Source organism: Clostridiales bacterium, assembly GCA_018333995.1.
Classification (GTDB): domain Bacteria; phylum Actinomycetota; class Coriobacteriia; order Anaerosomatales; family SLCP01; genus JAGXSG01.
The window spans coordinates 1-12,684 of sequence record JAGXSG010000031.1 but is presented as its reverse complement, the minus strand read 5'-3'; the positions used below and the strand labels follow the sequence as shown (position 1 = coordinate 12,684).

The 12,684-nt window shown below is 62.3% G+C and carries 11 protein-coding genes; all 11 read left to right on the top strand.

From position 1 onward, the window contains the following. The first annotated feature begins 12 nt into the window (after positions 1 to 12). On the top strand, positions 13 to 564 hold the full coding sequence (locus KGZ40_08780; protein MBS3957599.1) for a cell division protein SepF: 552 nt from the start codon (positions 13 to 15) through the stop codon (positions 562 to 564). 59 nt (positions 565 to 623) lie between these two features. Further along, positions 624 to 1,391, top strand: coding sequence for a pyrroline-5-carboxylate reductase (gene proC / locus KGZ40_08775; protein MBS3957598.1), 768 nt, complete (start codon positions 624 to 626; stop codon positions 1,389 to 1,391). Continuing rightward, positions 1,388 to 1,660, top strand: a complete 273-nt coding sequence (locus KGZ40_08770; protein ID MBS3957597.1) for a YggT family protein — start codon at positions 1,388 to 1,390, stop codon at positions 1,658 to 1,660. Before proC ends, KGZ40_08770 begins: the two co-directional genes overlap by 4 nt. A gap of 15 nt (positions 1,661 to 1,675) precedes the next feature. Then, positions 1,676 to 2,494, top strand: coding sequence for a DivIVA domain-containing protein (locus tag KGZ40_08765; GenBank protein MBS3957596.1), 819 nt, complete (start codon positions 1,676 to 1,678; stop codon positions 2,492 to 2,494). Between the two features lie 52 nt (positions 2,495 to 2,546). Next, a complete protein-coding gene (gene ileS, locus KGZ40_08760; protein MBS3957595.1) occupies positions 2,547 to 5,336 on the top strand; it encodes an isoleucine--tRNA ligase in 2,790 nt (929 codons plus the stop codon). 160 nt (positions 5,337 to 5,496) lie between these two features. Beyond that, a complete protein-coding gene (locus tag KGZ40_08755; GenBank protein ID MBS3957594.1) occupies positions 5,497 to 5,862 on the top strand; it encodes a TraR/DksA C4-type zinc finger protein in 366 nt (121 codons plus the stop codon). Beyond that, a complete protein-coding gene (lspA, locus tag KGZ40_08750) occupies positions 5,835 to 6,419 on the top strand; it encodes a signal peptidase II (GenBank protein ID MBS3957593.1) in 585 nt (194 codons plus the stop codon). Before KGZ40_08755 ends, lspA begins: the two co-directional genes overlap by 28 nt. Then, a complete protein-coding gene (locus tag KGZ40_08745) occupies positions 6,416 to 7,438 on the top strand; it encodes an RluA family pseudouridine synthase (protein MBS3957592.1) in 1,023 nt (340 codons plus the stop codon). Before lspA ends, KGZ40_08745 begins: the two co-directional genes overlap by 4 nt. A gap of 45 nt (positions 7,439 to 7,483) precedes the next feature. Then, complete coding sequence (locus KGZ40_08740) at positions 7,484 to 9,778, top strand: PAS domain S-box protein (protein ID MBS3957591.1); 2,295 nt, start codon at positions 7,484 to 7,486, stop codon at positions 9,776 to 9,778. Positions 9,779 to 9,865: 87 nt separating this feature from the next. Then, positions 9,866 to 10,231 carry a response regulator gene (locus KGZ40_08735; GenBank protein MBS3957590.1) on the top strand — a complete coding sequence of 122 codons (366 nt, stop codon included), beginning with the start codon at positions 9,866 to 9,868 and terminating at the stop codon, positions 10,229 to 10,231. A 50-nt stretch (positions 10,232 to 10,281) separates the two neighbouring features. After that, positions 10,282 to 12,684, top strand: a 2,403-nt coding sequence (locus KGZ40_08730; protein MBS3957589.1) for a PAS domain S-box protein, incomplete at its 3' end; no start/stop codon positions are given.

The following is a 12,684-nucleotide window of genomic DNA, read 5'->3' as shown; positions in this document are numbered from 1 at the left end:
AGGAGATGCGACGTGGGCCTGTGGCAACGCATCAAGGTACGCCTCGGTCTCGAGGACGACTGGGACGAGGAGTACGACGACGAGAACGATGACTACGATGGCGAAACCGACGAGCCGCGGCGCTCGGACGCATCCTACGGACGGGACGGTTACAGCTCCCCGTACGCGACGCCCGCTTCCACGTCGGTCAAGCGACTCTCGCGCGAGCCGGACATCGGCCGTGCACGTGACGCAACACCGCTGCGAAGCGTTCCTGCTGGAGGCGAGGTCTCGGCGATGAGGCCTCAGCTCAAGATGGCGATTGTGGAGCCGAAGAGCTTCACTGAAGCGCAGGCAATCGCAGATAAGTTCAAGTCAGGCACGCCTGTGATAATGAACATGTCGGCGACCAAGCCCGATCTGGCAAAGCGCGTACTCGATTTTGCGAGCGGACTCACGTACGGACTCGACGGAGGATTGCAGAAGGTCTCCGACAAGGTCTTCATGCTCACGCCAGCCAACGTCGATGTCTCCGCCGAGGACAGGCGCCGGTTGCGCGACACTGGCCTGTTCACGATGGAGTGACCCAGGTGGCCAAGAGCACCGACACCAGCATCCCTCTCATCGTGGTTGGCGGCGGACGGATGGGCGAGGCGATCGTTGCCGGTTTCATCGGCGCGGGGTTTTACGTCCCCGCTGAGGTGATGGTGGTTGAGCCGGACGCGGCGCGCCGAGAGATCCTGGAGTCCACCCTCGGCGTTGTGTGTATGGCCGAGGCGAACACCACGCTTTCCCGGGCGCAGCTCATCATCTTGGCGGTCAAGCCTCAGGTCATCGGTGAGGTTGTTGCCGGGCTCGCCTCGCACATCACTGATGCGCTTGTCGTGTCGATCGCCGCGGGTGTTTCCTGCGCGCGCCTTGAGATGTTGCTGCCACCCGGAACGGCCGTGGTCCGGGTCATGCCCAACACCCCCGCGATCGTGGGCAAGGGCATGAGCGTTGTGAGCGGCGGTTCCAGCGCACGCCCTGAGCAAGTCGGCTTGGTGTGTGAGGTCTTCTCGTCGCTTGGTGACGCCGTCGTGCTCGATGAGCGCCATCAAGACGCGGCCACCGCGCTTTCTGGTTCGGGACCGGCGTACGTGGCGCTCTTCATCGACGCGCTCGCGAGGGCAGGCATACATCACGGATTGCCCGCTAAAGTCGCCAGACGGCTCGCGCTAAAGACTGTCGCCGGCACCGCCGCGCTCATCGAAACGACCGGACAACAACCTGAACAGGTGATAGACGGGGTGGCTAGTCCGGGCGGCACCACCATTGCAGGCATCGAGGCGCTCGAATCGGGCGGGGTACGGAGCGCGGTCTTAGCCGCCGTCACCGCCGCGGTCGTGCGCGCAAAGGAGCTGGGCACGTGAATCTCGCGTCCATTGTTAGCAGCGTTCTTGATTTCTACTCACTGCTGATCTTCATCTACGTCATCATGTCGTGGTTTCCGATCCGCGATGGCGTGTTCGCCGACATCTACCGCGTGATCGGTTCGCTCGCCGAGCCCTACATTGGGATATTTCGCAGGATCGTCCCGGCTGCGGGTCCGATCGACTTCTCACCACTCATAGCGCTCGTCGTCTTGCGCTATCTGATCCAGCCTGTGCTTGTCCGGCTCGTGCAAACGCTCGGCCTGTAGGAAGGGGCGCCCCAGATGAAGCTCACACCGCTTGATATCCATCACAAGGAGTTCCGGCACTCCCTCCGCGGTTACAGTGAGGAGGAGGTGGACGGCTTTCTCGATCAAGTCGCCGATGAGTTCGAGCGCCTCTTCAAAGAGAACATCGACATGAGCGAGAGACTCGAGGCAGCGACTGAGAAGGTCAAGACCTACCAGGAGATGGAGCGCACTCTCCATAACACGATGCTCGCGGCTCAGCGTTCCGCCGAGGACATCGTGGGCAAAGCGCGCGAGGAGGCCGATGCGATCCTGAAGGACGCGGAGGTCAAGGCCAAGGAGATAATCCACAACGCACTCACGAGCAAGCAGAGTGTCGCCGGTGAACTCGTGCGAATCAAACAGGCCGAGGAGGAGTTCCGGAGCCGATTCACAGCCATGCTCGAGGCCCACTTGAGGGGCGTGACCGAGATCACGCTCCCAGAAGACATCAGCGTGCTCGCGGGTGTGACCGAGGCGGGGGTAATCTCGGCGGTAGAGGTCGTTTCAGACTCCGCTACGGCGGCGTTCGACGGACGAGGCGCAGTGATGCCGGAGCCGTTGCCATCGGCAGCGCCCGAGATGGGGAAGCGCGAACGTCCTGGCGCTACCATGGCCATGCCGGCCGCGGCCGCGGCCGCCGTTGCCGCAGAAGCCGCGACGCCCGGTTTCGTGAGCGGCGTCATGCTTGGGGAGACTAAGAGCCCCGACTTGCCACCCGATCTCGAACTTGCCGAGCCGCGCGAGTATCCTATGGTGTCGTTCGATTCGCTCGGCGAGCGGGAAGATGACCTCGACATCGAGGAGATCGACTAGGCGAGGCGCCACCGCTCCGTGCGGACTATTTCTGAACACTACGAGGAGTGAAGTGGATTACAAGCAGACGATGAATCTGCCGGTGACCGGTTTTCCGATGCGGGCGAACCTTGCTCAAAGGGAGCCGGAGTGGATCGCATTTTGGGACGAGATCGATCTTCACGGCCGAGCAGTCGCGGCCAACCGGGACGGCGAGCCATTTATCCTCCATGACGGTCCCCCGTACGCTAACGGTCACATCCATATGGGGACGGCGTTTAACAAGGTGTTCAAAGACCTCATCGTGAAGTACAAGACGATGCGCGGATACTACTCGCCGTACGTTCCCGGCTGGGATTGCCACGGCCAGCCCATAGAGCACCAGGTCGAGAAGAATCTTGGCCCCGAGAAGATGGCGAAGATCTCCCAGGCCAAGCTCCGCGAGCTCTGTCGCGACTACGCGATGAAGTTTGTGGGCGTACAGGCCGAGGAGTTCCGCCGTCTTGGTGTGGTGGGCGATTTCGAGAACCCGTACCTCACGCTCAACCCCACCTACGAGGCCGGCAACGTGCGTATCTTCAAGGAGATGTACAACCGTGGCATGATCTACAAGGGCTCCAAGCCCATCCACTGGTGCATCCGCTGCCACACTGCGCTTGCCGAGGCGGAGATCGAGTACGCCGACGTGACCTCGAACTCCATCTACGTCGCGTTCCGCATGACCTCGGCCACGCCTTGGGACGCGGAGGGCGACGTGAGCGCGCTCATCTGGACGACGACCCCGTGGACGCTTCCCGCAAACGTCGCGGTCACGCTCGCCGAGGGTGCCGACTACGTGGGTGTCAAGCGCGAGGGGCGCGTCTACGTGCTTGCCGAGGAGCTCGTCGAGGCCGTCGCGCTGGTGGCTGGCTGGGTTGAGGGCTCGTGGGAGGTCGTCGGGCCGCGTGTGAAGGGCTCGGAGCTTGCTGGCGCGACGTACGCGCAGCCCATCCACGACGGTGTCGAGGGCGTCATCATCACCGGCGAGCACGTCGACCTGTCGACGGGCACCGGCGCCGTGCACACCGCGCCTGGTCACGGCGACGAGGACTACCTCATGGGCGTGCGCCACGGGCTTCCGATGCCGATGCCCGTCGACGACGACGGCGTGTTCGACCCGGGCGGCGGGCCGTTCGAGGGCATGAGCGTGCACGACGCCAACCCGCGCATCATCGAGTGGCTCACCGGGCGCGGTGCCTTGCTCGCCGCGACCAGGGTCCAGCACAGCTATCCGCACTGCTGGCGCTGCAAGCAGCCGGTCATCTTCCGCGCGACCGAGCAGTGGTTCGTGAGCATGGACAGCGCCGCTGAGGGCGTCCGTCCACTCCGCGAGGGCGCGATGGAGGCGATCGGGCAGGTCGAGTGGATTCCGGGCTGGTCGGTCAATCGCATCTCAGCGATGGTTTCCGACCGCCCCGACTGGTGCATCAGCCGCCAGCGTGCGTGGGGTGTGCCGATTCCCGTCTTCACCTGCGCCTCGTGCGGCGAGACGGTCGCGACCGAAGCGACATTCGACGCGGTCATCGCGCTCTTCGAGAACGAGGGCGCTGACGCGTGGTTCGTGAAGGACCCAGCCGAATACCTGCCCGAGAACACCGTCTGTGGACGCTGCGGCGGCACGAAGCTCGTGCCCGAAGACGACATCGTCGACGTGTGGTGGGAGAGCGGCGTGAGCCACACGAGCGTGCTCGACGTCCGCCCCGAACTCCACCGTCCAGCTGAACTTTACCTTGAGGGTTCCGATCAGCACAGGGGCTGGTTCCAATCAGCGTTGCTGACGAGCGTCGGGGCGTACGACGCACCTCCCTACGAGCGGGTGCTCACGCACGGGTTCATCGTCGACGGCGACGGCAGGAAAATGTCTAAGTCGCTTGGCAACGTGGTTTCTCCACTCGACGTGGTCGCGAAGTCCGGCGCCGACATCATCCGCCTCTGGGCCTCCTCCGCCGATTACGGTCAGGACATCTCGGTTTCTGAGGAGATCCTCGATCGAACGAGCGAGGCGTATCGCCGCATCCGGAACACGTTCAGGTTCCTCCTGTCTAACCTGTATGATTTCGAACCTGAGATGACGGTTGAGTGGGCGGATATGCCCGAGATCGACCGGTACGCGCTCGTCACGCTCTCAGATCTCGTTGCGAAGGTTACTGTCGCGTACGATTCTTGGAGGTTTCACCAGGTCTTCCATGCGGTCCACGGGTACTGTGTGACCGATCTTTCCTCTTTCTACCTTGACGTCATAAAGGACCGCCTCTACTCAGACGGTAGTGACTCACCTTCGCGCCGCAGCGCACAGACGGTTCTTGCGGCTGTGCTTGTAGACCTCGTGCGCCTCGTCGCGCCGATTCTCGCGTTTACCGCTGAGGAGGTCTGGCGTTTCACACCTGAGGCGCTTCGGGGCGAGTCGGTGAGCGTGCACCTCGCCGGCTGGCCGGTGCGTACGGTCCCCGCCGATGAGGCCGTTGGCTTGCGTAGCGCGTACGGAGTAGTGCTGGAGGTTCGCGACGCGGTTACCAAGGCGCTTGAAGACGCGCGAAACGCGAAGGTTGTTGGCAAGAGCCAGGAAGCGTCAGTCGCGCTTTCTGTGGCGCCAACGTACGCCGAGGTGCTCCGCGGCCGCGGTGAGAGGTCCCTTGCCGATATGTTCATAGTCTCTGATGTCGAGATCATCGGAGCCGAGGAGGGCGCACCTATTCACGTGGTCATCACGCGTGCCGCGGGCCAGAAGTGTCCGAGGTGCTGGAATCACCGGGAGCTTGGCTCGGACGGTGTCTTTCCTGAGGTTTGCGCCCGGTGCGCCTCGGTGCTCGCCGCTATCGCATGACGCGCACTCTGGCCGCGATTCGTTTCGGGTGAGCTTTGTGCGAGGGACGGCCTGAACCCGGCGGCTCGGGCCTGAATGGTATACTCTGAAGCAGGACTGACGGGCGTCCGGTGCTCCGGGCGCCCTTGCGATAGGGATCTGAGAGCAAAGCGGTACAGTGATGGACGAGACGACACGGCATAGTTTACGCGAGCACCTCGAGTCCCAACTCGCTCGGCTGCAGACTCAAGTCGAGACGATCGAGCGAGAGGGACACGAGGCGCTCTCCGAAGCGAGCGGTGAGAACAACTACCGTGACCATATGGCCGACCAAGGCTCGGCCACGTTCGATCGCGAACTCGATTTGTCCCTTGAGGAAAACGTCCGCGACTCGCTTGCGGTGGTGCGTCACGCGCTTGCGCGCATGGACCAAGGCTCCTACGGCATGTGCGAACAGTGCGGTGTTGAGATACCGGGAGCACGTCTCGAAGCAATGCCCACCGCTACCTTGTGCATCATATGCAAATCCGCCGAGGAATCGCGCTAGAGGCCCGTCGGCCGGTCGCGCTCTTCGGAGCGGTGGCCGCAGCCGTCCTCGCCATCGATCAGCTGACCAAGTACGTGATCCGGGCCATTCTGGACCCGGCTCAGTCGATTCCGTTGATCGAAGGCGTGTTTCACCTCACGTACATCCGCAACACAGGAGCCGCGTTTGGCCTCATGCCGGGACAACGCTCACTGTTCATCACGACCACCGTGCTCGTTCTTGCCGCGATTGGTGTGTACTGCTGGCGTGCTCGGCCGTCCGGCTTGGTGCTCGTCTCGTCGCTTGCGCTCGTAACCGGTGGAGCGATAGGCAACCTGATCGATCGGGTCGTAGCCGGGAGGGTGACCGACTTCTTCGATTTCCGGAACTTCCCGGTGTTCAACATCGCCGATACCGCGCTGGTGACGGGAGCGGCAGGGCTGTTCGTGTGGGCGCTATTGGCTCCGATCGATGAGCGCGAGGACCATGCAGAGGGTGACCAGCCACAGGGCAGCCCAGATCACCCCGGTGACGGCCTCGTGGAAGAAACTGGGACATCCGGGGAGCCGGACCGATGAGTTTCAACCGTGGCGAGCTCGTGGTAGGGGCTGATGCCGCGGGGAAGCGTATCGACGTTTACCTGAGCGAGACCGGAAACGCGCATTCGCGCTCGGCGGCGGCCCGTCTCGTTGAAGACGGTCACGTTCTTGTCGACGGGACAGCGGTCCGCAAGAGTCACATTCTTGAGGTGGGCGAGCGAGTCGCCGTGAACGTTCCGCTATCCGAGGAGTGCGACCTCATTCCGGAAGACATCCCGCTTGACATCCGCTACGAGGACGAGCACATGATCGTTCTCTCCAAGCAGGCGGGGTTGGTCGTTCATCCGGCGTACGGCAACTGGACCGGCACACTCGTGCACGCGCTTCTCGCGCACTGCGGAGGAGGGTTGGGCACCCTGCAAGGTGATGACAGACCAGGAATCGTGCATCGGCTCGATAAGGACACGACCGGACTCATGATGGTCGCCAAGAGCGACGCCGTTCAGGCCGCGCTTTCCGAGTTGATCAAGGTACGCGCGATCGATCGCCGGTATCTGGCGCTCGTTCACGGATACATCGCACCCGACAGCGGATTGATCGACGCTCCGCTCGGACGGGATTCAAAGGACCGGATGCGGATGGCGGTGGTCGAGTCTCCCGGCTCTCGGCAGGCAGTGACCACGTTTAGGGTACTTGAACGATTCATGGCCGCTCGTGACGACGACGGGTACACCTTAGTCGAGTGCAAGCTGTACACGGGTCGCACGCATCAGATCCGTGTTCACATGGCCTACACGCATCATCCGGTGGTCGGAGACCAGCTCTACGGACGCAGAAAGCCTCGTGCGGACAAGGGTCTTAGCAGGCAGTTCTTGCACGCGTACCGCCTCTCCCTCGATCACCCTGTCACAGGTGAGAGTCTCGAGTTTCTCGACCCGTTGCCTGCCGATCTCGCCGCGGTGCTCGCAGCCATCAAGCCGGATTCGATGGGAGTGACTGACGCCGGAGAGGAGACGTTTCGGGCGCTCTCGTCGAAAAACCCGGGTAGTATGGGGTAGAAGAGGTGTGCCGCGGTTGCGGAAGGGTGATGCGAAGGTGGCGTCGTGCGCTCGCTGAGAAGGGCTGCCCTCTTGGTCGCCGGAGGCTACGCGGTCGTGGCCACGGTGTGGATCATTGCTTCGGACCGGGCGGCCCTCCTGCTGTTCGGCGCTGATCGTCTCCCGCAGCTTCAGACGGTTAAGGGACTTGCGTACGTAGCGGTGACTTCGGCAGTGCTCTACCTGATCGTCAGGGGGCTTCTCGGCAGGGCGGCATCAGCGTTAGTGCGCGAGAGGGTTCTGAGCGAACGGCTCGACCGGATTCACGCGCTGCTCAGAGAGACCGCCACGTTACTTATCAGCGTAGAGGACGATCGGGAACTCCTCGAGTTGGTGTGTGAGCGCGCTGTGACGGTAGGTGGCTTCACGGGCGCGTGGGTAGGGGCTCTCGAGTCACACGGCGCTGTCGGAGTTGTGGCGGCGTACCGCGCTGAGGCGATCGCGCATCTTGAATCGACCGATCAGGATGCGTGTGGCGAGATGCGATGCCCGGTGTGGCAGGTGCTCACCGGTTCGGAGCTCATCGTCGAAAACGACGTGCAGGCGCACACGGCCGGATCGAGATGGAAAGCTCTCAGCGAGGCGGGAGTACGCTCTCTCGTGGCGATCCCTGTCTCGAGGAATGACACCGAGGTACTTGCGCTGTGTGTGTTTTCGGCCGAGTCGAACGCGTTTGGACCAGCGGAGACGGTTGCGCTCGAGCGCCTCGGCACCGATCTGGCGACCGGGCTTGAGCGTCTTGCTGCTGCACAGCAGAGGGCCGAGATGACGGCGCGGCTCGAAGAGAGTGAGCGGCGTTATCGAGACCTGTTTATCTCGGCGCCACGTCCGATGTGGGTGTACGACCTCGAGACCCTAAGGTTCCTCGCTGTCAACGATGCGGCCATCGCGCAGTACGGCTACAGCAGGGACGAGTTTCTCGCAAAGGCGATCACCGATATTCGGCCTCCGGATGACATCGACCGGTTCTTGGCGAACGTCGCGCAGGTAGGCGAGGGGTTCGAAAGGGCTGGCATGTGGAGACATGTGACCTCTGACGGAAGAGTCATCGACGTTGAGATCACGTCTCATGTGATTGAGTGGGAGTGGCGCCGGGCGGAACTCGTGGTCGCAGACGATGTCACGGCGGTGCTTGAGTCGACGCGCGCGCTTGAACGCGCGCGCGCTCGTCTGGCTACGATCATCGAGACCTCACCCGTGCCGATCGTCGTGAGTGATGCCGACGGCGCCATCACGGTGTGGAATCCGGCGGCTGAGACAGTGTTTGGATGGAGCGCTGAAGAGGTGCTCGGCAAACCGAATCCAATCGTGCCGCGCGAGGAGTGGAGCGAGCATGTTGGCGGATTGGGGGCACCTGACTGGGCGGCCGCGCCTGCGCAGTTCCAGGCTAGCCGGATGACGAAGGGTGGCCAATCGCGCGAGGTCGTCGTGCACACCGCGGCGCTCGACACCGTGCCGGGAGCTCCGAAGGAGCGCGTTGCGGTTATCGTTGACATCACTGAGCGCGTTAAGGTCGAGGCTGAACTCGCGCTTCATCGGCAGCATCTTGAGGAGCTTGTCGAGGAGCGCACCCGGGAACTGCTTCTGGCGAACGAAGAACTGCAACGGGCGACACAGGTGAAGAGCCAGTTCCTCGCGAGCATGAGTCACGAGCTTCGGACACCGCTCAATTCGATCATCGGGTTTTCCGGTGTGCTGTTGCAAGGACTCGCCGGCGCGCTCGAGCCGGAACAGGAGAGCCAGATCCGCATGATCAACCGGTCCGGCAACCATCTGCTCGCGCTCATTAACGACGTGCTCGACCTCTCGAGGATTGAATCTGGCCAGGTTCACCTTGAGGCCGCTTCCTTCGATTTGTGTGAGGTGGTCCGCTTCGTGGTCGAGACGCTGAGGTCAGATGCCGAAGGTAAGGGTCTTGAGCTGCACGCCGACTGTCCCGATGTCGGTGTCGCCGGGTTCGCCGATAAACTCAAAACCCAGCAGATTCTCTTCAACCTCGTGGGAAATGGCGTCAAGTTCACGGATGAGGGATCAGTGAAGGTTAAGGTAGTTGCTGGCTCAGAAACAGTCGATGTGCACGTGACGGACACGGGTCCAGGCATACTTCCGCACGAGCATGAACTTGTGTTCGAGGAGTTTCAGCAGTCGTCGGGTGTGTCGCAGACGACACCAAGCGGGACCGGTCTCGGGCTGACGATATCACGCAGGCTGGCGCGACTCATGGGCGGGGATGTGAGCTTAACGAGCAACCACGGCTCGGGATCGGTCTTCACGTTCACCCTACCTAGGAACCGTGTGTAGCGGCCGCTTCCTGACAGACGGCAGGGTCCGGCTGGTCTTAGTGGTGTAGAGTGTTTCTGGGTATGCGCATTGCGAAGAGGAGGGCACATGGGCGCACGAATCCTCGTGACCGAAGACGACCCGCAAAACCTCTACTTGGTGAAGTTCTTGCTCGAATCGAGTGGGCACGAGGTGCTCGTCGCAACCGACGGTGAGGAGGCCGTGAGCGTTGCGCGGGCCGAGCAGCCCGATCTCGTTCTTATGGACATGCTTCTCCCGCGCATGGATGGCTATGAGGCGACACGCATCCTCAAATCGGATCCCGCTCCAGTGATGCCGATAGTCGCACTTACCGCATACTCGATGAAGGGCGACCGGGAGGCGATCTTGAGAGCGGGCTGTGACGGCTACATCTCCAAACCAATCGACCCTGAGGTGTTCGTCGGACAGGTCGAGGCGTATTTGCCCAAGTAGGTGAGTCGCATGAGCAAAGCGAGCCGTCCATTTCGACCGGGGAGCGCGGCATGCGTGTGCTGATCGTCGATGACGATGAAGCGAGCAGGTATCTCATCTCGGCGGTGCTCGTGTCGGCCGGTCATGAAGTCGATACGGCCGCTGACGGAATCGAGGCGCTGGTCAAGGCTCGTTCGCACACCCCTGATGCGATGGTCAGTGACATTCTCATGCCGCGTATGGACGGTTACCAGTTGGTGCGGGAGTGGAAGAGCGATCGTGTGCTCTCAACGGTACCTGTCGTAATCTGCACCGCGTCGTACACCGATCCGGCGGACAAGAAGTTCGCTCTCGACTTAGGTGTTAACGGCTTCCTGCACAAGCCGGTCGAGGCGGCGGCGTTGCTCGAAACAGTGGAGGGCCTGGTCTCGGCGGACGGACATCTTTCGTTTCGTGCTCCGCGATTCGACGATGAGACCGAAGTGCTCAGAGAGTACAACGATCGGCTCGTCAATAAGCTCGAGGAGAAGGTCGTCGACCTCGAGCGGAGCAACGCCGCGTTTGAGAGCGCCATGGCTGCCTTGAACGAGGACATGGCGGTCAAGAGGCAACTCGTTGACGAGTTACGAGTTGAGGTGGCGGAGCGGCATCGGCGGGAAGAAGAACTTCGTGCGGAGCGGTCGTTCACGTCTCGGGTGATGGATACGGCCGATGTGTTCATCGTCGGGCTCGACCCGGAACTCCGTATCACGATGTTCAGTCCGGGGGCTGCTCGCAAGTCCGGCTACACATTCGAAAGCGTTATGGGCAGGCACTTTGTCGATACGTTTGTACCTGATGAGGAGCGTGCGCTAGCCACCCAGTACCTGGTGTCCATCAGGAATGGAGAGGGTCTTGCGGGACGGCTCGGACCCGTGCGGATTGCGGGCGGTGAGACGCGTACTTTCGAGTGGACGGCGACGACGACGTCGAACACAGGCGAGCACGCGGGGGGCGTCTTACTGTTTGGAATCGACGTTACCGAACGTGTGTTGGCGGCATCGGTTGATCGCGCCGTGGGGCGGATCGATCTTGCCGTACTGCTCGATCGCCCGCGCGGAGAGATCCTTGATGTGGCGTGCGAACGACTTGTGAGCGAGTTCGGGTTCGCACTTGCGTTTGTAGCTTTACGCTCGGATGACATCGCAGGCGACATCGAGGTTGTCAGCGTCGCGGGTCGGCTCAGGGGGGAGTTGACGCGTGCGGGCGCAGGGGTGTCGCCGTTTGATATCTGCCCCGTGAAAGACGCGATCGCGCATGACACGGTAGTGATCGTCAGTCCCGAGGAACTCGCGAGGCACGTGGTGCTCGACGAAGCGGGAGTGCGTGAGCTTGCGGCGTTTCCGCTGCGTGCTCACGGGATCACCCTGGGAGCCATCGGCGTGGCATCGTGCGAACGTCGCGCGTTCACAGTCCATCGCCAGAGTGCGCTGAGGCGTCTTGTCGACCGCGTGGCGGTGGGATTGCTCGTCGTCGAGGGTCGTGAGCAGGCGGCTATGCAGCTTGCGGCTCTGGAGTCAGCGGGCAACGCGATCGCGTTGGCAACGGTTGCCGGTCGTGTCGTGTGGGTAAACCCCGCCTTCACCGATCTTACCGGATACGCGGTGTTTGAGGCCGTCGGAGCTGACCTGTTTGCCGACGGGGGCGAAGGATACCGTGAACATCTCTACGCGGACGCTTGGAGGGTGGCCAAGGAAGGCAGAGCGTGGAGCGGAGAGATCACGAACCGGAGAAAAGACGGCACCACATACCTCGAGGAGGTGACGATCTCAGGGGTTCCTGATGATGATGGCGCGATTGGGCACGTGGTGATCGTGAAGCAGGACGTGAGCGAGCGACGCGAGCTTGAACAGAGCAAGTCCGATTTCGTTGCCGTGGTGTCCCACGAGCTTCGCACTCCGCTGACGAGCATCATCGGGTATGCCGACTTGCTCGATGTCGCGAACCGCAAGCACGATCTCCCTGAACACGTCGGCACGGCGATTGGTCACGTACGTGTCAACGCAGAGCGCATGCGAGGACTCGTCGAACAGCTTCTTGATGTGGTTCAGATACGAGCGGAACTGCTCGCGCTTGATGTCGAGAACGTTGACATCCGTGCGCTTATCGATGAGGCGCTGGCGGCGATGCCCGTCTCGGCGATCCACGAGGTGGTGGTTGACGTCGCCGACGACATGCCGATGGTCACCTGTGACCCTCGGCGGTTTCGCCGAGTGCTGGAAATCTTGCTCGACAACGCCGCGAAGTACTCGCCTGATGGCGGAGTGATTGGCGTGCGGGCTGAGCGTGGCGATTCGTCGGTGACCGTGACCGTGACCGACGAGGGAATCGGCATGCCTGCCGAGAGGATCCCCGGTCTATTCGAGACTTTCACACAGCTCGATATGTCGAGCACCCGCCGTTTTGGCGGGATGGGTCTCGGCTTGTTCCTCGCG

What these genes read in the sequence shown, in the direction of transcription:
- proC (MBS3957598.1), top strand. Translation starts at nt 624, where the DNA reads ATGGGCGAGGCGATCGTTGCCGGTTTCATCGGCGCGGGGTTTTACGTC.
- KGZ40_08765 (MBS3957596.1), top strand. Translation starts at nt 1,676, where the DNA reads ATGAAGCTCACACCGCTTGATATCCATCACAAGGAGTTCCGGCACTCC.
- KGZ40_08755 (MBS3957594.1), top strand. Translation starts at nt 5,497, where the DNA reads ATGGACGAGACGACACGGCATAGTTTACGCGAGCACCTCGAGTCCCAA.
- lspA (MBS3957593.1), top strand. Translation starts at nt 5,835, where the DNA reads ATGCAAATCCGCCGAGGAATCGCGCTAGAGGCCCGTCGGCCGGTCGCG.
- KGZ40_08745 (MBS3957592.1), top strand. Translation starts at nt 6,416, where the DNA reads ATGAGTTTCAACCGTGGCGAGCTCGTGGTAGGGGCTGATGCCGCGGGG.
- KGZ40_08735 (MBS3957590.1), top strand. Translation starts at nt 9,866, where the DNA reads ATGGGCGCACGAATCCTCGTGACCGAAGACGACCCGCAAAACCTCTAC.